Genomic DNA, 19,699 nt, shown 5'->3' with positions numbered 1-19,699 from the left:
CCGCGCGTCAGTTCAGGTGCGCGGTCAGCCAGCCGGGGAACTCGGTGAGGTCGCGCAGCACCGCGTCCGCGCCCGCCGCGGCCAGTTCGGCGGCGCTGTACGGGCCGGTGGCCACGCCCACCGCGACGGCCCCGGCGGCCCGCGCGCCCCGGATGTCGCCCAGGTGGTCACCGACGTACACGTGCGCACCGTGCTCGCGCAGCGCGTCGCCCTTGGTCTCCGCCCACAGGTCGCCGACCAGCGCGTCCACCTCCAGCCCGAGGGCGTCCAGGTGCCGGCGGGCGTTCGGCTCCCACTTGCCGGTGATCACCAGCACCCGGCCGCCGACCGCCCGCACCGCCGCGACCGCCGCCAGCGCTCCGGGCAGCTCCAGCGACCCGGAGACCGCGTGCTCCGCGTACAGCTCCCGGTACCGGTCGGCGACCGCTTCCACCCGGTCCGCCGGGAACCAGTGGGCCAGTTCGTGCACCAGCGGCGGCCCCAGCCGGCTGACCGCCAGCTCGGAGTCGATGAACGTCCCGGTCTCGGCGGCCAGCACGTCGTAGGTGGTCCTGATGCCCGGACGGGTGTCGAGCAGCGTCATGTCGAGGTCGAAGCCGACGGTGAGAGCCATGCCGCCAGCCTAAGTCAGGGCGGATTCGCCCCGAAAAGCCGGACGAAGGCCCGCAGGACGGACATACTGCTGGAGTCCGACCGTGCCACCGGAGCCGCCGGAGGTCCCAGGTGCCGCCCCCGCTCTCGCGCCGTGCCGCCCTCGCCGGGCTCGGCGCCGCCCTGCTCGCCGGCTGCGGCCCGCACGAACTGCCCGCCGCCCCGCCGCTGCCCGGAACGGCCGGCGGCTCCCCGCCGCCCCCGCCCAGCCCCGGTCCCAGCCCCAGCCCGACGCCCGGCGTCACCGTCGACGGCGCGGACGGGCCGGTGGCCGTCCCCGGCGGGGCGACCCGGGTGATCACCCTGGACACCGCCGAACTGGACTCCGCGATCACCCTCGGCATCCCGCCGGTCGGCGCCGCCAAGGCCCCCCTCGACGCGGGACTGCCCGACTACTGGCCGGCCTCCTGGCTGGCCCGGATCGCCGTGGTCGGCGACATCGGCGCCCCGCCCGACCCGGTGGCGGTCACCAGCCTCCGCCCGCAGCTGCTGCTCTCCAACCGGACCCGCGACGCCGCCCACCTGACCACCCTGCGCGGCCTCGCGCCGACCGTGCTCACCCAGACCACCGGCGCCCCCTGGAAGGAGAACTTCCACCTGCACGCCGAGGCCCTGGACCGCCGCGAACAGGCGGCCGCCGTGGTCGCCGCCTACGCCCGCCACCTCGACCAGTCCGGCCGGGCGCTCGCCGCCGCCGGCCTCACCGGGCAGCACGTCAGCCTGGTCCGGTTCGTCGAGGGCTCCCCCACCGTCCGCCTGTACGCCCGGCAGAACTTCCCCGGCAGCGTCCTCGCCGACCTCGGCCTGCCCCGGCCCGACCCGCAGAACACCGACCAGTTCGCCGTCGAGACCGCCCCCGACCAGCTCGCCCACGCCGACGGCGACGTGCTGTTCTACTCCGGCTACGGCGACCCCGACCGCAACGGCCTCAACGCCGCCCTCGCCTCCCCCGCGTGGCGCGCCCTCGGCGCGGTCCGCGCCCACCGGGCCTTCCCCGTCGACGACCGCCTCTGGTACCAGGGCATCGGCTACACCGGCGCGCACTTCCTGATCGCCGACCTGCTGCACCTGCTCGGCGCGGGCTGATCCCGCTCGGCTACGACCTGCGGCGGCGCAGCGTCACCACCAGCACGAACAGCGCCGTCAGGACCGCCGCGACGCGCAGCACGCCGGGCGCGGCCGCCCAGGTGGCGTGGCCCGCGTCGGTGCCCGGGGCCAGCGCCGCGCCCCAGCGGCCCTTCTCCCGGCCCCAGTTCCACAGCGTCAGACCGGACACCGTGAGCAGCGGGATGCCCAGCACGGCGAACTTCTTCATCAGGTCGGACAGCCCGCTCGACAGGTACGCCAGGCCCCAGCCGAGCAGCATCACCAGCAGGTTGCCGACCACCGCGCCGCCGACCAGCAGCAGCGCGCCGAGCAGCAGCAGCGGCGCGGGCCGGCGCGACCCGCCCGCCGGGGCCGCCGGCGGGGGCTCCGACACGGCCTCGGGGGCCGGCTGCGGCTTGCCGAACAGCAGGCGCAGGAGCCGGGTGCCCGGGCCCGGGCGCGGCTCGGCCGGGGGTGCCGGCTCGGGGGCGGCCCCGGGGTCCGGCTCCGGTTCGGGGGCGGCCTCCGGCTGCGGCTCCGGCTCCTCCGCCGGCAGGTCGAAGTACACCTCGGTCCAGCCGGGGAACACCGAGGTGACGTCGGCCCGGCCGCGGCCCTCCGCCCACCGCGCGGCCCGGTCCACCTCGTCCGGGGACGGCCCGGGCGGCAGCAGGTCGACCGGCGGCAGGCGCGGCTTGTCGAACCCGACCGGCGGCGCCGCCGGCGGCGGCGGAACGGCCGGGACCGGCGGCGAATCCGCCGCCTGCGCGGGCACGTACACGCTCTCCCCGCTGTCCGCGCCGTCCGCCGACCCGTCCTCGCGCCACCACGAGCCGCCCGCCATCGCCCCGCCACCCGCCCTCACGTCGCACATCCCGCCGCACCGAGACGGTACCCACCCGCACCCGCCCCAAGCGAGCCCCGTCCGGGCCGTCCCCGACGCCCCGCCGGACCCGAAAGGCCGCCGGATTCGCCGGGAGTTCTTCCGCCGTTCTGGGCCTCGGCCGGGCCGTTGACTAACCTGGAGCGGATGACCGCACCGCAGAGCGCGCCGCGCGCCCCCCGCACAGGCGCCCCCCGGACGCTGGCCGAGGAACTCCGCGGCCGGGAGGACGAGGCTGTCGCCGCGCTGCTCCGGGCCCGCCCCGACCTGCTGAACCCGGTGCCCACCGACCTCACCCAGCTGTCCGCCCGGCTCTCCAGCCGGGCGTCCGTGCTGCGTGCCCTGGAACGGCTCGACCGGTTCACGCTGCAGACCGCCGAGGCGCTGGCCGCCGCCCCCGAGGGCGCGTCCGACACCGTGGTCCGCAACCTGCTGGCCGGCCCCGCCCGGGTCAAGCCGCACCCCGGCGCCGACCCGGTCGACCGGGCCGCCGTCACCGCCGCGCTCCCCGCGGCGCTCGCCCGGCTGCGCGAACGGGCCCTGGTCTGGGGTCCGGACTCGGCGCTGCGCCTGGTCCTCGCCGTCCGCGAGGCGCTCGCCCCCAGCGCGCTCAACCCCGGCCGCACCGGGCTCGGCCCCACCCTCGCCGAGGCCACCGTCGGCATGTCGCCCGCCCGGCTCCAGCAGCTGCTGGCGGGCGCCGGGCTGCCGCCCACCCCCGACCCGGTCACCGCCGTCGCCGCGCTCACCGCGCTGCTCGGCGACCGCAAGCGGCTGGCCGCGCTGCTCGACCAGGCCCCGCCCGCCGCCGTCGGCCTGCTGGAGCGCCTGGTGTGGGGGCCGCCCACCGGCACCGTCCCGGACGCGGCCCGGCAGGTCACCGCCGAGGATGCGCACAGCCCCGTCGAGTGGCTGCTGGCCCGCGGCCTGCTGCTGCCGTCCAGCCCCACCTCGGTCGTGCTGCCCCGCGAACTCGCCCTGCACCTGCGCGGCGGCCGCACCCACCGCACCGTCGAGCCCGCCCCGCCGGCCGTCGAGCCCGTCGTCGAACGCGACCCCGCGCTGGTCGACCGCACCGCCGCCGGACAGGCCGCCACCGCCGTGCGGCTGGTCGAGGAGCTGCTGGAGTCCTGGGGCGTCACCCCGCCGCCCACGCTGCGGGCCGGCGGCCTCGGCGTCCGCGACCTCAAGCGCGCCGCCGCGCTGCTGGAGAGCTCCGAGGCCGACGCCGCGTTCTGGCTCGAACTCGCCTACACCGCAGGGCTGCTGGCCCCCGACGGCGAGATCGACGAAGTGTGGGCGCCGACCCCCGGGTACGACCAGTGGCGGCAGCAGGACACCGCGGACCGCTGGGCGCTGCTCGCCGGCGCCTGGCTCACCGCCACCCGGGTCGGCCGGCTCACCGGCACCCCCGACGGCAAGGGCCGGCCGCGCGCCGCGCTCGGGCCGGAACTCGACCGCACCCTCGCCCCGTCCGTCCGCCGCGCCGCCCTGACCCGGCTCGCCGAACTGCCCGCCGGCACGGCCGCCGGCCCGGACGCGCTGCTGCCCGCGCTGCGCTGGCACCGCCCGCTGCGCGGCGGCCCCACCGGTCCCGACGGCCACGAACTGCGCGACCGGCTCACCGAGTGGACGCTGCACGAGGCCGAACTGCTCGGCGTCACCGGCCGCGGCGCGCTCGCCGCCCCGGCCCGCGCCCTGCTCGACGGCGCCGACCCCGCGCCCGTCCTCGCCCCGCTGCTGCCCGAACCCCTCGACCACGTCGTCCTGCAGCCCGACCTCACCGCGATCGCGCCCGGCCCGCTGCTCACCCCGCTCGCCCAGGCCCTCGCCCTGTGCGCCGACATCGAGTCCAAGGGCGGCGCGACCGTCTACCGCTTCACCCCCGACTCCGTCCGCCGTGCCCTCGACGCCGGCCGCACCGCCGCCGACCTGCAGGGCTTCCTCGCCCAGCACTCCCGCACGCCCGTCCCGCAGCCGCTCGCCTACCTGATCGACGACGTCGCCCGCCGGCACGGCATCCTGCGGGTCGGCGCCGCGAGCTCCTACCTGCGCTGCGACGACCCCCGGCTGCTCGGCGAGGTCCTCGCCGACCGGCGCGTCGCGGAACTGCGGCTGCGGCTGCTGGCGCCCACCGTGCTCGCCGCGCAGGCCCCGCCGGACACCCTGCTCACCGTGCTCCGCGCGATGGGCTACGCGCCCGCCGCGGAGTCCGCCGAGGGCGACGTCGTGATCACCCGCCGGGACGCCCGCCGCACCCCGCCGCGCACCGCCCCCACCCCCGTCCCGGACGGCCCGGCCCGGCCCGACGACACGCTGCTCACCGCCGCCGTCCGCGCCATCCGGGCCGGCGACCGCGCCGCGACCGCCCCCCGCAAGGAGGCTGTCGCCGGCCCGGCGGGCGCGGCCGTTCCCCGCACCGCCGCCGCCGACACCCTCGCCTCCCTGCAGACCGCCGTCCTGCTCGGCGAACGCATGTGGATCGGCTACATCAACGCGGAGGGCCTGTCCTCCCAGCGCGTCATCGACCCGGTCAAGGTCGAGGGGGGCTTCGTCACCGCCTACGACCACCTCTCGGACGAGGTCCGCACCTTCGCCCTGCACCGCATCACCGGCGTGGCCGAGGTCGACGACTGAGAGCCGGGAGCGCGTGGAGCGTCTCCCGGCCCGCCCCCGCGCCTCCCCGGCCGCTACTTGCCGGCGTGCTGCTTCGCTTCCTCTTCCGCCTTCTGCTTCTTCGCCTCTTCCACGATCGTGTGCGGGTCCGGGATCTTCGGCTCGACGCCGGTGAGCAGGCCGGTGCCGGTGAAGGCGAGGGTGCCGAGCAGGCCGCCGGGCTGGCCGACGTCGGCGACCTGGTCGAGGGCGGGGCCCTCGCTCGCGTGGGCGGGTGCCGCCCCGAGGGTGGTGGCAAGGGCGGCGCCGGACAGCGCGAGGCCGGCCAGGAATCGGTTGCGCATGGTCATGGCCTGCCCAACGAGTCGGCGGCTGCGGAGTCACTGCTCCGGAGGCCCGGGTTCCGCTCGACGTTCCGCCGGAGGCGTCCCGCGGGCGGCGGTTAGACTGCGGAACGACCGCCGGACCGGGCCCTCGCCGGCCCCCGACAGGACCGAATCCGTGACCACTTCCCCCGCTCTGCACACGCCGGTCGCCCGGGCGACGGACCGCGCGTCCGGGGTCCGGCTCACCCGCCGCCGCCGCACCGCCCTGCTGACCCTGCTGAGCTTCGCGGCCTGTCTGGCACTGGGCCTGCAGCAGTGGACGTCGCTCCAGCTGGGCGGCTTCGACCTGGGCATCTTCGACCAGGGGGTGCGCGGCTACGCACACTTCGGGTTGCCGGTGTCGACGCTGAAGAGCGTGCACCACGAGTTCCCGCCGGGCTTCTCGCTGCTGGGCGACCACTTCTCGCCGGTGCTGGCGCTGCTCGCCCCGCTGTACTGGGTGTGGGACGACCCGCGGATGCTGCTGGTGGGGCAGGCGGCGCTGTTCGCGGCGGGCGTCCCGCTGGTGCGCCGGATCGCGAGCCGGGCGTTCGCGGGCGCCGACGCACGGGTCCGGAGGCGGGTGCTGGACGTCGCGGCGCTGGTGTACGGGCTGGGCTGGCCGCTGCTGATCTCCTCGCGCGGCGGCTTCCACGAGGTGGGCTTCGCCGTCCCGCTGTTCCTGCTGCTGTTCGAACGGGCGGGGGCGCGGCGCTGGGGGACGGCGGCGCTGGCGGCACTGCTGCTGTGCGCGACCAAGGAGGACCTGGGGCTCGCGGTCGGCGCGTTCGGCGCGGTGGTGCTGTGGCGGGAGCGCGGCGGCCCGGACCGCCGGGCGAAGGCGTTCGGCTGGGCGCTGCTGGTGGGCGGCCCGCTGGCCAGTGCGGTGGAGATCGGGTACCTGATACCGGCGATGGGCGGGGTGCCCGGCTACTACTGGAACTACACGCAGCTGGGCGCGGACGGCGGCGAGGCGCTGCGGCACGTGCTGGCCGACCCGTGGCTGCTGGTGGAGTCGGCGTTCTCCAGCCCGCTGAAGCCGATCCTGCTCGGCTGGCTGGTGCTCACCACGGCGGCCCTGCCGTTCCGTTCGGCGACCTCCCTCGTCGCGCTGCCGCTGCTCGCGGAGCGGATCCTGTCCGACAATCCGAACCACTGGTCGATCGCGCGCCACTACGACGCGTTCCTGTGGCCGATCCTGGTGACCGCCGCGATCGAGGCCCTCGGCGTGCTGTGGTCCCGCGGCCGCCTCCGCCGGGCCCGCCGGCTGGGCGCCACCGCCGCCGTCCTCTCGCTCGCCGCGTCCGCCGCCCTCGGCCTGTACCACCTGGTCCTGCCGTACGAGTGGCAGCCGAAGGCGCCGACGGCGGCGCTCGCCCGGGCGGCGAAGCTGATCCCGGACGGGGCCACGGTGGAGGCCGACAACCAGGTCGCGCCGCGCCTGACCAACCGCACCCACGTGGTGCTGGCCGACGGCACGCCGCGCGGCCAGGAGTACGTGATCCTCCGCTACACCCAGCGCGCCTTCCCGTTCCAGCGGGATCCGGACCAGGCCGCGTACCGCGCCTTCCTGCTGGCCCACGGCTACCGGGAGCTCTTCGACCAGGACGGCGTCACCCTCCTCCGCCGCACCGGCACCGAGCCGGTGCCCGGCACCCACCTGCCCGGCCCGGGCTCGACCCCGTACCAGGAGAAGATCCCGCCGGACGTCGGCCACAACTTCTTCCTGGGCTGACCTCCGGCCCGAGCAGCCCCGGCGTCGCCCAACTGAGCGGCGCCGCTTCGCTCTTCGGCGCCCGACCGGCGCTCCGGAGCACTGGGCCCGGCAGGGGGCGCGTGCTACTTTGCGCAGCGTGTCGACGACAGACCCGATGACAGGCCGGTCCGCGAAGCTCCCGCACCAGGTCCGGGCGGCGGGCGCCGCCGCGGAGCGCGGCCGACCGGTCGCGCTGCCCTCGCTGACCGGGCTGCGGTGGACGGCCGCGCTGATGGTCTTCCTCTACCACGTGTACGTGGTGGAGTACTTCGGCGGGCGGATGGGCAGCACGCTGGGCTTCGCGTTCGGGGCCGGGAACACCGGGGTGTCGTTCTTCTTCGTCCTCTCCGGCTTCGTGCTCGCCTGGTCGTCGCCGCCGGGCAGCGGCGGGCCGGTGCGGTTCTGGCGGCGCCGACTGGCGCGGGTCTATCCGCTGCACGCGGCGACGGCGCTGATCGCGCTGGCGATGGCGTACTTCCTGGCGGCCGGGGCGAAGCCGCCGACCCGGCAGCTGCTGGCGAACCTGTTCCTGGTGCAGTCCTGGCCGCAGGACGTGAGCTTCTACCAGAGCGTCAACCCGGTCAGCTGGTCGCTGGCCTGCGAGGCGTTCTTCTACCTGCTGTTCCCGCTGATCATCCGCCCGCTGCGGGCCGCCGGCCGGCACGCCGGCACGGTCCTGGGCGTCCTGTCGCTCGCCGCGGTGGTCGTGGTGCCGGCCGTGGTCGACGACTGGCTGCACCCCGTGGACACCGGGTGGGCGGTCTACTACTTCCCGCTGGCGCGGCTGCCCGAGTTCCTGCTCGGCATCGCACTGGCGGAGCTGGTCCGGGCCGGGCGGTGGCGCGGGCCGGGGCTCACCGCCTCGCTGGGGCTGACCGTGTTCGGCTACTTCATGGCGTCACAGGCGGACTTCCTCTACCGCTACGCCGCCTGCACGGTGGTCGGGTTCGCCGCGCTGATCGCGGCCGCGGCGACGGCCGACCTGAAGGGCGAGCCGTCGCCGTGGCGCGGGAGCCTCGGCGTGAAGCTGGGCGAGCTCTCCTTCGCCTTCTACATGGTGCACATCCTGGTCATCCGCACCGGCGAGAACCTGTTCACCTCCCACCCGAAGTCGGAGTGGCCGACCGGCCTGCTGGTGACCGCCGCCGCGTTCACGGTGTCGCTGGGCGTCGCCTGGCTGCTGCACACCTTCGTGGAGGTCCCCGGCCGCCGGCTGCTGCTGCCCGACCGCTCCGACCGCTCCTAGCAGCGGGGGCGGCGGCCGTCCGCGTCCTGGCCGCCGATGCGGCACACTGGACGTTTGGCCCGCCGGAAGGGGATGCACAGGCGTGAACGGACCGCTGATCGTCCAGAGCGACAAGACGCTGCTGTTGGAGATCGACCATCCGCAGGCGGCGGAGTGCCGGCGGGTGATCGCGCCGTTCGCCGAGCTGGAGCGGGCGCCGGAGCACATCCACACCTACCGGGTGACGCCGCTGGGCCTGTGGAACGCGCGCGCGGCGGGGCACGACGCCGAGCAGGTGGTGGACGCGCTGGTGACGTACTCGCGGTACCCGGTGCCGCACGCGCTGCTGGTCGACGTCGCGGACACCATGGCGCGGTACGGCCGGCTCCAGTTGCAGAAGCACCCGGTGCACGGGCTGGTGCTGTCGACCACCGACCGGCCGGTGCTGGAGGAGGTGCTGCGGTCGAAGAAGATCGCGCCGCTGGTCGGGGCCCGGGTGGACCCGGACACGGTGGTGGTGCACCCGTCGGAGCGCGGGCAGATCAAGCAGGTGCTGCTGAAGCTGGGCTGGCCGGCCGAGGACCACGCCGGGTACGTGGACGGCGAGTCGCACCCGATCCACCTGGAGGAGGACGGCTGGCAGCTGCGCCCGTACCAGCGGCACGCGGTGGACGGCTTCTGGCACGGCGGCTCCGGCGTCGTCGTGCTGCCGTGCGGCGCCGGCAAGACGCTGGTCGGCGCGGCGGCGATGGCGGAGGCCAAGTCGACCACGCTGATCCTGGTGACGAACACCGTCTCGGCGCGGCAGTGGAAGCACGAGCTGGTGAAGCGGACCTCGCTGACCGAGGACGAGATCGGCGAGTACAGCGGCACCCGCAAGGAGATCCGTCCGGTGACCATCGCCACCTACCAGGTGATGACCACCAAGCGGAAGGGCGTGTACCCGCACCTGGAGCTGTTCGACGCCCGCAACTGGGGCCTGGTGGTGTACGACGAGGTCCACCTGCTGCCCGCGCCGGTGTTCAAGTTCACCGCCGACCTGCAGGCCCGCCGCCGGCTCGGCCTGACCGCGACGCTGGTGCGCGAGGACGGCCGGGAGGGCGACGTGTTCTCGCTGATCGGCCCGAAGCGCTTCGACGCCCCGTGGAAGGAGATCGAGGCGCAGGGCTACATCGCGCCCGCCGACTGCTGCGAGGTGCGGGTGACGCTGTCCGACTCGGAGCGGCTGATGTACGCCACCGCCGAGCCGGAGGAGAAGTACCGGTTCTGCTCGACCACGGCGACCAAGCGCCGGGTGGTGGAGCGGCTGGTGGAGAAGCACAGGGGCGACCAGACGCTGGTCATCGGCCAGTACATCGACCAGCTGGACGAGCTGGGCGAGGCGCTGAACGCCCCGGTGATCAAGGGCGAGACCACGAACGCGCAGCGCGAGAAGCTGTTCGAGGCGTTCCGGACGAAGGAGATCAGTGTGCTGGTGGTCTCCAAGGTCGCGAACTTCTCGATCGACCTGCCGGAGGCCACCGTGGCCATCCAGGTGTCGGGGACGTTCGGCTCCCGCCAGGAGGAGGCGCAGCGCCTGGGCCGGGTGCTGCGGCCGAAGGCGGACGGGCACGCGGCGCACTTCTACTCGGTGGTCGCCCGGGACACCGTCGACCAGGACTTCGCGGCGCACCGCCAGCGCTTCCTGGCCGAGCAGGGCTACGCGTACCGGATCGTCGACGCCGACGACCTGTAGGCGCGGCTACATCCGGACGCCGTCGCGGCCCAGGAAGAGCACGCGCGCGGCGGTGTCGAGCACGATGCCGACGTTGCGGACGGCGTTGGCCAGCGGGTTGCGGCGGCGCGCGGAGGCGCTGTGCGCGCCGTTGAGCTGCGGGTTCATTCGTTCGGTCGTCATGTGTCCACGGTAGGTTCGCCGACCTGCCGCGGGCATCGCCCGAAAGGCCGTACCTGGCGGGCGGGCGGTCGTCCTGGAGGCGTACCGACCCCTACTCCTTTCCGGGGGTGATCCCCGGGACCGGGGTAGGGGAAAACGATTCGCACCCGGGCGGTCGCGGGTCTAGGATCGTCCGTCTGCCCCTCCCGAACCGTGGTGCCCCGTCGGCAGCCGTGGGAGGTGCCGGCCGCTCGGAAACCGGCCGGTGTCCTTCACCGTGAGCCAAGACGAGTCCGCCGCCCGTGGATGCCGGGCGGCCGGGAAGGTCCGCCGTGCACTCCCCCACCTCCACCACCGACACGCTCGCCGCCGACGCCGATCCGCTGGGCCGCGAGCGTTCCCACCTGGCCGCGTCCCGGGCCGCCCTGAAGGCGATGCGGGAGGACGTCGAGGCGCTCGACCTGCGCGACGTCACCGGCACCTGGGTGTCCGCGCTGGTGCTGCAGAAGCAGATCGACGAGCGCATCAAGGCCCTCGCCGACCTGGCGCACACCCCGCTGTTCTTCGGCCGCCTGGACTACCTGCACGCGATCAGCGAGGCCGACTCCGAGGGCAGCGGCGGCGAGCAGTTCTACATCGGCCGCCGGCACGTCCACGACGCCGACGGCGACCCGATGGTGATCGACTGGCGCGCCCCGGTCTCCCAGCCGTTCTACCGGGCCAGCCGCAAGGACCCGATGGACGTCGCCAAGCGCCGCCGGTTCGGCTACACGGGCGGCGAGTTGACGGCCTACGAGGACGAGAACCTGTCCGACCCGGACGAGGGCGACTCCCGCTCCGCGCTGCTCGCGGCGGAGATCGAGAAGCCCCGCGTCGGCCCGATGCGCGACATCGTCGCCACCATCCAGCCCGAGCAGGACGAGATCGTCCGCGCCGACATCTCCGGCACCGTCTGCGTCCAGGGCGCCCCCGGCACCGGGAAGACCGCCGTCGGCCTGCACCGGGTCGCCTACCTGCTGTACGCGCACCGCGAGCGGCTGGCCCGCACCGGCACCCTGGTGGTCGGCCCGAACCGGTCCTTCCTCCAGTACATCGAGCAGGTGCTGCCCGCCCTCGGCGAGTTGGACGTCGCCCAGGCCACCGTGCAGGAGCTCGTCGGCCACGTCGAGGTCCGCGGCGCCGACACCGCGGACGCCGCGCGGATCAAGGGCGACGCCCGGATGGCCCGGGTGCTGCGCAACGCCGTCCGGGCCGGCATCACGCTGCCGACCGAGCCGTGCGTGGTGGTCCGCGGCTCCCGCCGCTGGCGCGTGCCCGCGTACGAACTCCAGGAGATCGTCCGCGAGTTGATGGACCGGGAGATCCGCTACGGGGCTGCCGCCGAGGCCCTTCCGCAGCGGATCGCGCACGCCGTGCTGGTCAAGATGGAGCAGGGCGGCGAGGCCCCCGACGACCGGGTGCAGGACGCGGTGGCCCGCAACGCCGCCGTGAAGGCGACCGTCAAGGCCTGCTGGCCGCCCGTCGACCCGGTCAAGCTGGTGCACCGCCTGCTGACCGACGCCGAGTTCCTGGCCGCCGCCGCGGACGGCGTGCTGGACGCCGAGGAGCAGGCCGCGATCCGGTGGGCCAAGGCGCCGCGCTCGGCCCGCACCGCGCCGTGGTCCGTCGCCGACGCCGTCCTGATCGACGAGGCCGCCGACCTGGTCCACCGCACCCCGTCGCTCGGCCACGTGGTCGTCGACGAGGCCCAGGACCTCTCCCCCATGCAGTACCGGGCCGTCGGGCGGCGCTGCACCACCGGCTCCGCGACCGTCCTCGGCGACCTCGCCCAGGGCACCACCCCGTGGGCCACCGGCAGTTGGCAGGAGGCGCTGCACCACCTCGGCAAGGACGGCGCGCACATCGAGGAGCTCACCCAGGGCTTCCGCGTCCCCGGTGAGGTCATCGCCTACGCGTCCCGCCTCCTCCCCGCGATCGCCCCGGGCCTGGCCCCCGCGACCTCGGTCCGCGACACCCCCGGTTCGCTGGCCGTCCGGCACGTTGCGGCCGACCGCGACGAGGCCGTCCTCGCCGCCTGCCGCGACGCCCTGCGCCACGAGGGCTCCGTCGGCCTGATCGCGGCCGACGCCCGGATCCCCGCCCTCGCGGAGGCGCTCGACGCCGCCGGGCTCCCCCACCTCGAACCCGGCGCCGAGACCACCGCCGGCGCCCGCCTGACCCTCGTCCCCGCCTCGCTCGCCAAGGGCCTCGAGTACGACTACGTGGTCCTCGACGAACCGGCCGCGGTCGTCGCCGGCGAACCCGACCGCCGCACCGGCCTGCGCCGGCTCTACGTCTCGCTGACGCGAGCCGTCTCGGGGCTGACGGTACTTCACACCGATCCGCTGCCGGAGGAGTTGGGGCAGTGGCCTAGCTCCCGATGAGCTCCCGCCACTGCGCGACCTTCGCCGCGCTGACCGTTCCCGTCCAGCCGCCCTCGCGGGCGGCTCCGCCGATGTGGAAGGCGTCGAAGCCCGCGGCGCGCAGGTCGGGGACGTGTTCGGCGCGGAGGCCGCCGCCGACCAGGATCTGCTGGCGGTAGCCGGGCTCGCCGGACTTGGCGAGTTCGCCGAGGAGGACCTCCTGCCCCGCGTCGATGCCGGCCGCGGCGCCGGAGGTGAGGAAGGTGTCGAGCCCGGGCAGGTCCGCGACGGCGGCGCGGACCTCGGAGCGGTCGGCACTGTGGTCGATGGCCCGGTGGAAGGTCCAGCGGCAGCCGGTGACGGCGTCGGCGACGGCGCGCGTCGCGTCGAGGTCGATCGCGCCGTCGGGGGTGAGGAAGCCGAAGACGAACTCCTCGGCGCCCTCCGCGCGCAGTGCGGCGGCCCGGGCGAGCAGCTCGTCGAGGTCGCCGGGGGTGAAGCCGTCGCGGATGCGGAGCATGACCCGCAGCGGCAGCGAGACGGCGGCGCGGATCGCGGCGAAGTCCCGGACGCCGGGGGTGAGCCCGTCGGCGGCCATGTCGGTGACCAGTTCGAGGCGGTCCGCGCCGCCCGACTCGGCGGCCCTCGCGTCCTGGGCGGTCAGCGCGATCACTTCGAACATTGGTCTAGACATATCCGATAGCCTGCCACATCGGTCCGCGCCGAGCGACCCCCCTCCGCCGTTCGGCCCCGCGTCCTGCGCCGTTCGCGTCCCGCTGGTGTCCCGTTCGCCCGCCGGCGTCCCGTTCGTACGTCCGGTCAGCCCACCCGGGACGCCGACCGGCGCCGCGCCGGGCGGCCGAGCAGCCGCGCGGCGAGGACCAGGGCCAGCGCGGTCCCGAGCGCGAGCGGGGCGGCCGGCCACAGCCCGCCGACCTGCCCCCAGAGCGAGAGCAGGCTGAACCCGGCGGTCAGCGGCAGCACGGCGAGGCCGAGCGCGGCGGGCAGCAGCCGGCCGCGGGCGGCGAAGAGCACCAGCAGCAGCGGGAGCAGCAGCAGCGCGGCCGGCCACCAGCCGTCCATCAGGTTGCGGGTGCTGTAGCCGCCCTGGGCGCGGGTGACGGCGAAGCCGGCGGCGGCGCCGGCCACGATCAGCAGCCGGTCGGCGCGGCCCCGGGAGTCCACCGGGCCGGTGGGGGCGACGGCCAGCAGCAGGCCGCCCAGCAGATGGGGCGTCAGGACGACGGCGGAGTACAGGAAGAACCAGCCGCTCCCCTGCGGGCCGAGCAGGTCCACGGCGGCGAACCCGATCCGGACGGCACCGAGCAGGGCCACCACGGCGCCGAGCGACCGGGCGGCGCGCCAGGCGCCGAGCGCGGCGGCCACGGCCAGCAGCAGCGGGACGACGGCGAGGCCGAGCACGGCGATGTTCTCGGCCAGCCGGGCCGGCGGGAGGTCCGTCCCGGCCCGGGCGGCGTCGGCGACCAGGAAGGTCCGCCAGTCACCGGTGCCGGGGAGCGCGCCGAGGCCGAGCAGGGCGCCCGCCAGCAGCGGGGCGGCGGCGGCCAGCAGGCGGCCGCCGATCGCGGTGTCGGTGAGCCCGGTGCGCAGCCGCAGGCCGTACGCGGCGAGGTCGAGCGCCTCCCGGGCGGTGGCGAGCGGGCCGGAACCGGCGGTGCTGTCGGCGAACACCTCGGCGAGTTCGGCGCCCCGGTCGCGGCGGTAGCGGGCGGGGTAGAGCGCGAGGGCGGTGCGCAGGGCGACGCTCATGCGGTGGCCCCCCGGGGACGGACCGCGCCGCCGAGGCGGCGCTGCGCCTCGGCGGCGACGGTGCGCAGCCGTTCGGCCTCGGCGGCGAGGACGTCCCGGCCGGAGCCGGTGAGGGCGTAGGTGCGGCGGGCCCGGCCGTCGACGATCTCCTCGGCGGCGACCTCGATCAGGCCCTGCTGGAGCAGCCGGTCGAGTGCGCCGTACAGGGTGCCGGTGCGCAGCTTCACCCGCCCCCCGGAGATCGCGTCGACCTCCTGGATCAGCGCGTATCCGTGCCGGGGGGCGTCCGCGAGGGCGGTGAGCAGCAGCAGGGTGGGTTCCTGCATGGCGCGTTCAGTCATGCGACTACATATATCGCCGACCGTCCTATCCGCGCCATCCCGGGCGCCGTCGGGACCCGGTCGTCAGGACTGCCCGCGCCACCCGGCGAGGTCGTCCCGGCGCAGCGCGCCGAGCACGCCGGCCAGCACCGGCAGCGCCACGGCGAGCAGCACGATCGTGCCCCACGGGACGTCGCCGGGGTTCAGCACGGGCGGCGCGCCCATCTCCCCGGCCACCCGGGAGCGCAGCAGGGCGTACGCGGGGACGAAGCCGCTGACGGTGCCGAGGACCGCGCCGAGCAGGGCGATCAGGGCGGCCTGCAGCCCGGAGACGGTGCGCCGGGTGCGCGGGCGGGCGCCGATCGCGGAGAGCAGGGCGCGTTCGCGGCGGGCGTCGGCGGCGGCCAGCGCGGTGGAGACCACGGCCGCGCCGAGCACCACCAGCGCGGCGAAGCCGCCGAGGGCGACCTGCATCACGCTGTCCTGCGGCCGGTAGCCGCGCTCCACCCCGAACTCGGAGTGCGGGGCGAGCCGGGCGACGGTGGCGGCCGCCCGCTGCTCGGCCTTGTCGGAGACCGGCCCGGTGGGCAGCCAGATCGCCCCGGCCGGCGCGACCTGCAGGCCGAGCCGGCGGATCGTCTCCGGCGCGACCACCAGCGGCGCGTAGCGCTGCCCGGCGGGCCGCTCGACCAGCACCGCGTCGACGGCGATCTTCCGCACCTCCTGGCCGTTGCCCTGCATCCGCAGCACCGCCTTGCCGTCGTGCAGGTACGACGGGTCGGTGACCACGGCCTTCCCGTCGAGCAGCGCCGCCTCGGCGGTGCGGTCGCGCAGCGCCAGCAGGTTGCGCAGCACCGGGGCGTCGCCGACCACGGCGGGGTCGGCGACGGCCTCGCCGTAGCGCTGGCCGCCCTCGGCGTACACCACGCCCAGGCAGCCCTCGCAGAACACGTACTGCGCCTGGTACAGGTCGGCGCGTTCGCCGAGGTCGGGCAGGTCCTGGAGCACGGCGGTGCGCAGCTGCGGCAGCGTGTCGGCGTCGCCGTGCAGGGTGATCCGGACGGCGCCGACGGGCTGCTCCAGCCGGTAGGAGGCACGGTCCTGGGCCTCGGCGCCGGCGGTGTGCACGCCGACCGCGACGGCCCCGGCGACGGCGGCGAGCACCGCGGCGACCGCGGGGCCGGTCCGGGAGCGGTGCCGGGCGGTGTCGCGCAGCGCGAGGCGCGGGCCGACCGGCAGCAGGCGGGCGAGCCGGCCGAGCAGGGCCAGCAGCATCGGGGTGAACAGCAGCAGTCCGAGTTCGGCGAGGGTCGCGCCGACGAGCACCGACAGGGTGCGGGCCGACAGTCCGGCGGCCACCGGCATCCCGCCGGTCGGGGCGACCACCGCACCGTACAGCGCGAGGGCGGCGCCGGTCAGCACGGCGGCCAGGCCGAGCAGCGGCGTCCAGCGGCCGGCGCGGCGCACCGGGTCACGGTCCGTCAGGCCGTCGAGCACCTCGCGGCGGCCGGCCTGCAGGGCGGGCAGCAGCGCCGCCAGCAGCGCGGTGACCACGCCGACCGCGACGATCGCCGCCAAGTCGGCCGGGCGGAGCGCGAGCTGCCCGAACCGGCTGCCGCCCCACTCCTCGATCGGGGTGCGCAGCACGGCGACCAGTCCCGCGCCGAGCACCGCGCCGAGCGCCGCGCCCACCGCGCCGAGCACCAGGCCGCCGCCGAGCACCACCGCCCGGACGTGCCCGGGCCGGCCGCCGGCCGCGCCGAGCAGGGCGAGCTGGCGGCGGGCCCGGCGGGCGCCGACGGCGAACGCCGGGCCGGCCAGCAGGGCGACCTCCAGCAGGGCCATCGCGGCGGTGGTGGCGACCGTCATCAGTCGGCGTTCGCGGGCGTCGGCCGAGCCGACGGCCTCCTGGCGGGCCATCGCGTCGGCGGGCGGGTGGGCGGCGACCTGACGGCTCGCCAGGGTGTACCCGTAGCGGTTGAGTTCGCGGACCTGCTCCCAGCCGAGGGTCGCGCCGGCGGGCAGCCGGACCAGCCAGGCGGCCTTCCGGGCGGCGGCCTGTTCGGCGCTCGGGGTCTGCGGGGCGAGTCCGGCGGTGACCTGTGCGGCGTCCAATTGCCGGTACAGCTCGCCGGGGCGGGCGACCAGTTCGGACCTGGTCAGGTCGCCGGGGTGCTCCACGGTGCCGGTCAGGGTGAACGGGGCGGACTCCAGGCCGCGGACGGTGACCCGGTCCCCGACCCGCAGGCCGGTGGCGTCCAGGAACGCCCGGGTGGCGGCGGCCTCGTGGGCGGCGGCGGGGGTCCGGCCGGAGACCAGGTCCAGCCGGCCCTGCCACAGGCCGCCGGCCAGGTCGGCCTCGAAGGTGTCGACGGGGGTCAGGCCGTCGCGGGTCTGCACGGCCGCCACCGGTCCGGTGCGGGCCGGCACCAGGACGCTGCCCGGCGGGAGCAACTCGCCGAGCAGCGCCGCCGGTTCGGTCTCGGCGGCGCGCTTCTGCTCGGGCGTCCGCGCGTCCTGTCGCTGCGGCAGGGTGCGGACGCCGTCGGCCGGGAACACCGCCTGTTCGATCGTCCGGCCGGGGTCGTAGGCGCCGATCAGTGCGTCGGCGCGGCCCATCAGCCGGTCGGAGCGCTCGGCGGCGGTGAGCTGCCCGCTGCGGTGCACCACGTCGACGCCGGTCGCGCCGAGCACCGGCAGCGCGATCATCGCGACCACCAGGGCGCTGCGGCCCTTGGCCCGCCAGGCGTCGCGGCGCGCGATCCGCAGCACCGCCCGCCAGGCGCTCATCGGGCCGCCTCCGCGTGCTGCGCCGCCCGGTCGACGATCCGGCCGTCGTGCAGGAACACCACCCGGTCCGCCCAGGCCGCGTGGGTCGCGTCGTGGGTGACCATCATGGCGGCGGCGCCGGCGTCGCAGCGGGCCCGCAGCAGTTGCAGGACGGCCTCGCCGGTGGCCGAGTCGAGCGCGCCGGTCGGCTCGTCGGCGAGCACCAGGCGGCGTTCGCCGGCCAGCGCCCGGCCGATCGCTACCCGCTGCTGCTGGCCGCCGGACATGTCCTCCGGGAAGCGGTCGGCGAGTTGGCGGATGCCCAGTTCCTCCAGTGCGGCGAGCGCCTCCGCGCGGGCGGTGCGGGCGGGGACGCCGTCCAGCTCCCTGGGCAGCGCGATGTTCTCCGCCGCCGTCAGCGACGGGATCAGGTTGTACGACTGGAAGACGTAGCCGACCGAGCGGCGGCGCACGTCCGCCAGCCGGGCCCGGCTCAGCCCCTCCAGGGGCGTGCCCTCCACCAGCACCCGGCCGGCGGTGGGGCGGTCCAGGCCGCCGGCCAGCGCGAGCAGGGTGGACTTCCCGGAGCCCGACGGCCCCATCACGGCCAGGAACTCCCCGGCGCGCACCTCCAGGTCGGTCGGGTGCAGGGCGTGCACCCGGGCCTCGCCGCGGCCGTGCACCCGGGCGACTCCTTCCAGGCGCAGCACGGCGTGTTCGGTCGGTGCGGTCATGGCTCCCCCTCGGAACAGCGGAACGTCTTGCATACCGAGTATGTATAGCCCTCGCGCGACGACTACTCAAGTCTGCGTCATAAGTCGGTGAACTACATATAGGCTGGATCACATCACGCCGACACCGGACCGCGCCACCGCACCTCCCCGCAGGGAGCAGAATGACCGTCATGACCGCATCGCTGCCCGAGCGCTGGCACGCCCTGCTCACCCGCTGCGGCGCCACCGCAGACCCGGAGCCGTACGCCCGCGACCTGCTCGACCGCTGGGCCGAACCGCAGCGCCGCTACCACACCACCGACCACCTGCGGGCCGTCCTCGACCGCATCGACGAGCTCGCCGGCCACGCCGACGACCCGGACGCCGTCCGCCTGGCCGCCTGGTTCCACGACGCCGTCTACCGGCCCGACCGCTCCGAGAACGAGGAGCGCAGCGCCGCCCTCGCCTGCCGCGCCCTGCGCGAAGCCGGCCTTCCCGAGCCGCTGGTCCACGAGGTCGCCCGGCTGGTCCGCCTCACCGTCACCCACCACCCGGCCCCCGGCGACCACAACGGCGAGGTCCTCTGCGACGCCGACCTCGCCGTCCTCGGCTCACCCCCCGCGCAGTACGCCGCCTACACCGCCGCCGTCCGCGACGAGTACTCCTTCGTCCCCCCGCACGCCTTCCGCGAGGGCCGCTCCGCGATCCTCCGCCATCTCCTGGCCCTCCCGGCGCTCTACCGCACCCCCGAGGCCCACGACCGCTACGACGCGCAGGCGCGAGCGAACATGCAGGCCGAACTCAAGGACCTGGAGGCCTGACCGAACGCCCGCGGGGGAAGCCCACGGGCGAGGGACGCGGACCCCGGCCGCCCGTCCCTCAGGAGAGCCCGCCCACCGGAGCGACGACCACGCCCTTCTTGCCGCACACCCAGTGCGGGTCCGCCCCCAGCTCCGGCTCCACGCCGAGCGCGTGCGGATCGTCCTCGGCCGCGCAGGCGGCGCAGAGCGGCCACCGCCCGTAGGACTCCAGCAGCGCGTCCTGCACGTCCTGGGCGATCAGACCGAGAACGAACTCGCTGCCGTCGGGCCACTGTTCGAGCCACCAGCGGCGGTGGGTGACGGCGTCCTCGACGAGGGAGACGATCGCCGCGTCGGCGACGTCCCGCGCGGTGAGGTCGGCGAGGATCAGCGCACGCGCGTTGTGCAGGGCGGTTTCGATCTGGGGGCTGGCCATCCGCCCATTGTCCCAAAGAACGCCGAGAACA

The 19,699-nt window shown here is 76.0% G+C and carries 17 protein-coding genes; 7 read left to right on the top strand and 10 right to left on the bottom strand.

Annotated elements, in window-relative coordinates; genetic code table 11:
- Window positions 1-7 precede the first annotated feature (7 nt).
- Entirely contained in the window at window positions 8-613 is a 606-nt protein-coding gene (locus ACFV1L_RS15385; protein WP_380366077.1) for an HAD family hydrolase, read from the bottom strand.
- A 110-nt stretch (window positions 614-723) separates the two neighbouring features.
- On the opposite strand from ACFV1L_RS15385, the gene ACFV1L_RS15380 reads away from it, so the two are divergent.
- A complete protein-coding gene (locus ACFV1L_RS15380; RefSeq protein ID WP_380366075.1) occupies window positions 724-1,737 on the top strand; it encodes an ABC transporter substrate-binding protein in 1,014 nt (337 codons plus the stop codon).
- A 10-nt stretch (window positions 1,738-1,747) separates the two neighbouring features.
- Here the strand turns inward: ACFV1L_RS15380 and ACFV1L_RS15375 are convergent, their stop codons facing one another.
- A complete protein-coding gene (locus ACFV1L_RS15375; RefSeq protein WP_380366074.1) occupies window positions 1,748-2,611 on the bottom strand; it encodes a hypothetical protein in 864 nt (287 codons plus the stop codon).
- A gap of 156 nt (window positions 2,612-2,767) precedes the next feature.
- On the opposite strand from ACFV1L_RS15375, the gene ACFV1L_RS15370 reads away from it, so the two are divergent.
- Window positions 2,768-5,257 carry a helicase-associated domain-containing protein gene (locus ACFV1L_RS15370; protein WP_380366072.1) on the top strand — a complete coding sequence of 830 codons (2,490 nt, stop codon included), beginning with the start codon at window positions 2,768-2,770 and terminating at the stop codon, window positions 5,255-5,257.
- Between the two features lie 53 nt (window positions 5,258-5,310).
- Here the strand turns inward: ACFV1L_RS15370 and ACFV1L_RS15365 are convergent, their stop codons facing one another.
- Window positions 5,311-5,580 carry a hypothetical protein gene (locus ACFV1L_RS15365; protein ID WP_380366070.1) on the bottom strand — a complete coding sequence of 90 codons (270 nt, stop codon included), beginning with the start codon at window positions 5,578-5,580 and terminating at the stop codon, window positions 5,311-5,313.
- Between the two features lie 157 nt (window positions 5,581-5,737).
- Between ACFV1L_RS15365 and ACFV1L_RS15360 the strand changes: the two genes are divergently transcribed.
- The 3 genes from ACFV1L_RS15360 (at window position 5,738) to ACFV1L_RS15350 (ending at window position 10,317) form a co-directional block, all read left to right on the top strand.
- Window positions 5,738-7,336, top strand: a complete 1,599-nt coding sequence (locus tag ACFV1L_RS15360; RefSeq protein WP_380366068.1) for a DUF2079 domain-containing protein — start codon at window positions 5,738-5,740, stop codon at window positions 7,334-7,336.
- 136 nt (window positions 7,337-7,472) lie between these two features.
- On the top strand, window positions 7,473-8,603 hold the full coding sequence (locus tag ACFV1L_RS15355; protein ID WP_380366066.1) for an acyltransferase family protein: 1,131 nt from the start codon (window positions 7,473-7,475) through the stop codon (window positions 8,601-8,603).
- 82 nt (window positions 8,604-8,685) lie between these two features.
- Complete coding sequence (locus tag ACFV1L_RS15350; RefSeq protein WP_380366064.1) at window positions 8,686-10,317, top strand: DNA repair helicase XPB; 1,632 nt, start codon at window positions 8,686-8,688, stop codon at window positions 10,315-10,317.
- A gap of 6 nt (window positions 10,318-10,323) precedes the next feature.
- Here ACFV1L_RS15350 and ACFV1L_RS15345 read toward each other — a convergent pair whose 3' ends face one another.
- On the bottom strand, window positions 10,324-10,479 hold the full coding sequence (locus ACFV1L_RS15345; RefSeq protein WP_380366062.1) for a hypothetical protein: 156 nt from the start codon (window positions 10,477-10,479) through the stop codon (window positions 10,324-10,326).
- Between the two features lie 311 nt (window positions 10,480-10,790).
- On the opposite strand from ACFV1L_RS15345, the gene ACFV1L_RS15340 reads away from it, so the two are divergent.
- Window positions 10,791-12,881 carry a HelD family protein gene (locus ACFV1L_RS15340; protein ID WP_380366060.1) on the top strand — a complete coding sequence of 697 codons (2,091 nt, stop codon included), beginning with the start codon at window positions 10,791-10,793 and terminating at the stop codon, window positions 12,879-12,881.
- Here the strand turns inward: ACFV1L_RS15340 and ACFV1L_RS15335 are convergent.
- From ACFV1L_RS15335 to ACFV1L_RS15315, 5 genes are all read right to left on the bottom strand, one after another.
- Complete coding sequence (locus ACFV1L_RS15335) at window positions 12,868-13,554, bottom strand: copper homeostasis protein CutC (protein ID WP_380366058.1); 687 nt, start codon at window positions 13,552-13,554, stop codon at window positions 12,868-12,870. The genes ACFV1L_RS15340 and ACFV1L_RS15335 overlap by 14 nt on opposite strands.
- Before the next feature lie 125 nt (window positions 13,555-13,679).
- Window positions 13,680-14,630, bottom strand: a complete 951-nt coding sequence (locus tag ACFV1L_RS15330) for a hypothetical protein (RefSeq protein WP_380366056.1) — start codon at window positions 14,628-14,630, stop codon at window positions 13,680-13,682.
- Window positions 14,627-14,971 carry a PadR family transcriptional regulator gene (locus ACFV1L_RS15325; protein WP_380366054.1) on the bottom strand — a complete coding sequence of 115 codons (345 nt, stop codon included), beginning with the start codon at window positions 14,969-14,971 and terminating at the stop codon, window positions 14,627-14,629. The genes ACFV1L_RS15330 and ACFV1L_RS15325 overlap by 4 nt, the downstream gene beginning before the upstream one ends.
- A 63-nt stretch (window positions 14,972-15,034) precedes the next feature.
- Window positions 15,035-17,740 carry an ABC transporter permease gene (locus ACFV1L_RS15320; protein WP_380366052.1) on the bottom strand — a complete coding sequence of 902 codons (2,706 nt, stop codon included), beginning with the start codon at window positions 17,738-17,740 and terminating at the stop codon, window positions 15,035-15,037.
- Complete coding sequence (locus ACFV1L_RS15315) at window positions 17,737-18,453, bottom strand: ABC transporter ATP-binding protein (protein ID WP_380366050.1); 717 nt, start codon at window positions 18,451-18,453, stop codon at window positions 17,737-17,739. Before ACFV1L_RS15315 ends, ACFV1L_RS15320 begins: the two co-directional genes overlap by 4 nt.
- 170 nt (window positions 18,454-18,623) lie before the next feature.
- Here ACFV1L_RS15315 and ACFV1L_RS15310 point away from each other — a divergent pair, with 170 nt between their 5' ends.
- On the top strand, window positions 18,624-19,253 hold the full coding sequence (locus tag ACFV1L_RS15310; protein ID WP_380366049.1) for a hypothetical protein: 630 nt from the start codon (window positions 18,624-18,626) through the stop codon (window positions 19,251-19,253).
- A 58-nt stretch (window positions 19,254-19,311) separates the two neighbouring features.
- Here ACFV1L_RS15310 and ACFV1L_RS15305 read toward each other — a convergent pair whose 3' ends face one another.
- Window positions 19,312-19,668, bottom strand: a complete 357-nt coding sequence (locus tag ACFV1L_RS15305) for a hypothetical protein (RefSeq protein ID WP_380366047.1) — start codon at window positions 19,666-19,668, stop codon at window positions 19,312-19,314.
- Window positions 19,669-19,699: the final 31 nt, after the last annotated feature.

Origin of the sequence: Kitasatospora sp. NPDC059646 (genome assembly GCF_042734615.1) — a bacterium.
Taxonomy (GTDB): Bacteria; Actinomycetota; Actinomycetes; order Streptomycetales; family Streptomycetaceae; genus Kitasatospora.
Note: the sequence above shows the minus strand (reverse complement) of the source record. Positions and strands in the feature narration are given on the sequence as shown.

Coding starts and splice junctions, on each gene's coding strand:
- ACFV1L_RS15305 (WP_380366047.1), bottom strand. CDS start 19,668: ATGGCCAGCCCCCAGATCGAAACCGCCCTGCACAACGCGCGTGCGCTG.
- ACFV1L_RS15385 (WP_380366077.1), bottom strand. CDS start 613: ATGGCTCTCACCGTCGGCTTCGACCTCGACATGACGCTGCTCGACACC.
- ACFV1L_RS15345 (WP_380366062.1), bottom strand. CDS start 10,479: ATGACGACCGAACGAATGAACCCGCAGCTCAACGGCGCGCACAGCGCC.
- ACFV1L_RS15335 (WP_380366058.1), bottom strand. CDS start 13,554: ATGTCTAGACCAATGTTCGAAGTGATCGCGCTGACCGCCCAGGACGCG.
- ACFV1L_RS15365 (WP_380366070.1), bottom strand. CDS start 5,580: ATGCGCAACCGATTCCTGGCCGGCCTCGCGCTGTCCGGCGCCGCCCTT.
- ACFV1L_RS15320 (WP_380366052.1), bottom strand. CDS start 17,740: ATGAGCGCCTGGCGGGCGGTGCTGCGGATCGCGCGCCGCGACGCCTGG.
- ACFV1L_RS15355 (WP_380366066.1), top strand. CDS start 7,473: ATGACAGGCCGGTCCGCGAAGCTCCCGCACCAGGTCCGGGCGGCGGGC.
- ACFV1L_RS15370 (WP_380366072.1), top strand. CDS start 2,768: ATGACCGCACCGCAGAGCGCGCCGCGCGCCCCCCGCACAGGCGCCCCC.
- ACFV1L_RS15375 (WP_380366074.1), bottom strand. CDS start 2,611: ATGTGCGACGTGAGGGCGGGTGGCGGGGCGATGGCGGGCGGCTCGTGG.
- ACFV1L_RS15325 (WP_380366054.1), bottom strand. CDS start 14,971: ATGACTGAACGCGCCATGCAGGAACCCACCCTGCTGCTGCTCACCGCC.
- ACFV1L_RS15315 (WP_380366050.1), bottom strand. CDS start 18,453: ATGACCGCACCGACCGAACACGCCGTGCTGCGCCTGGAAGGAGTCGCC.
- ACFV1L_RS15310 (WP_380366049.1), top strand. CDS start 18,624: ATGACCGCATCGCTGCCCGAGCGCTGGCACGCCCTGCTCACCCGCTGC.
- ACFV1L_RS15330 (WP_380366056.1), bottom strand. CDS start 14,630: ATGAGCGTCGCCCTGCGCACCGCCCTCGCGCTCTACCCCGCCCGCTAC.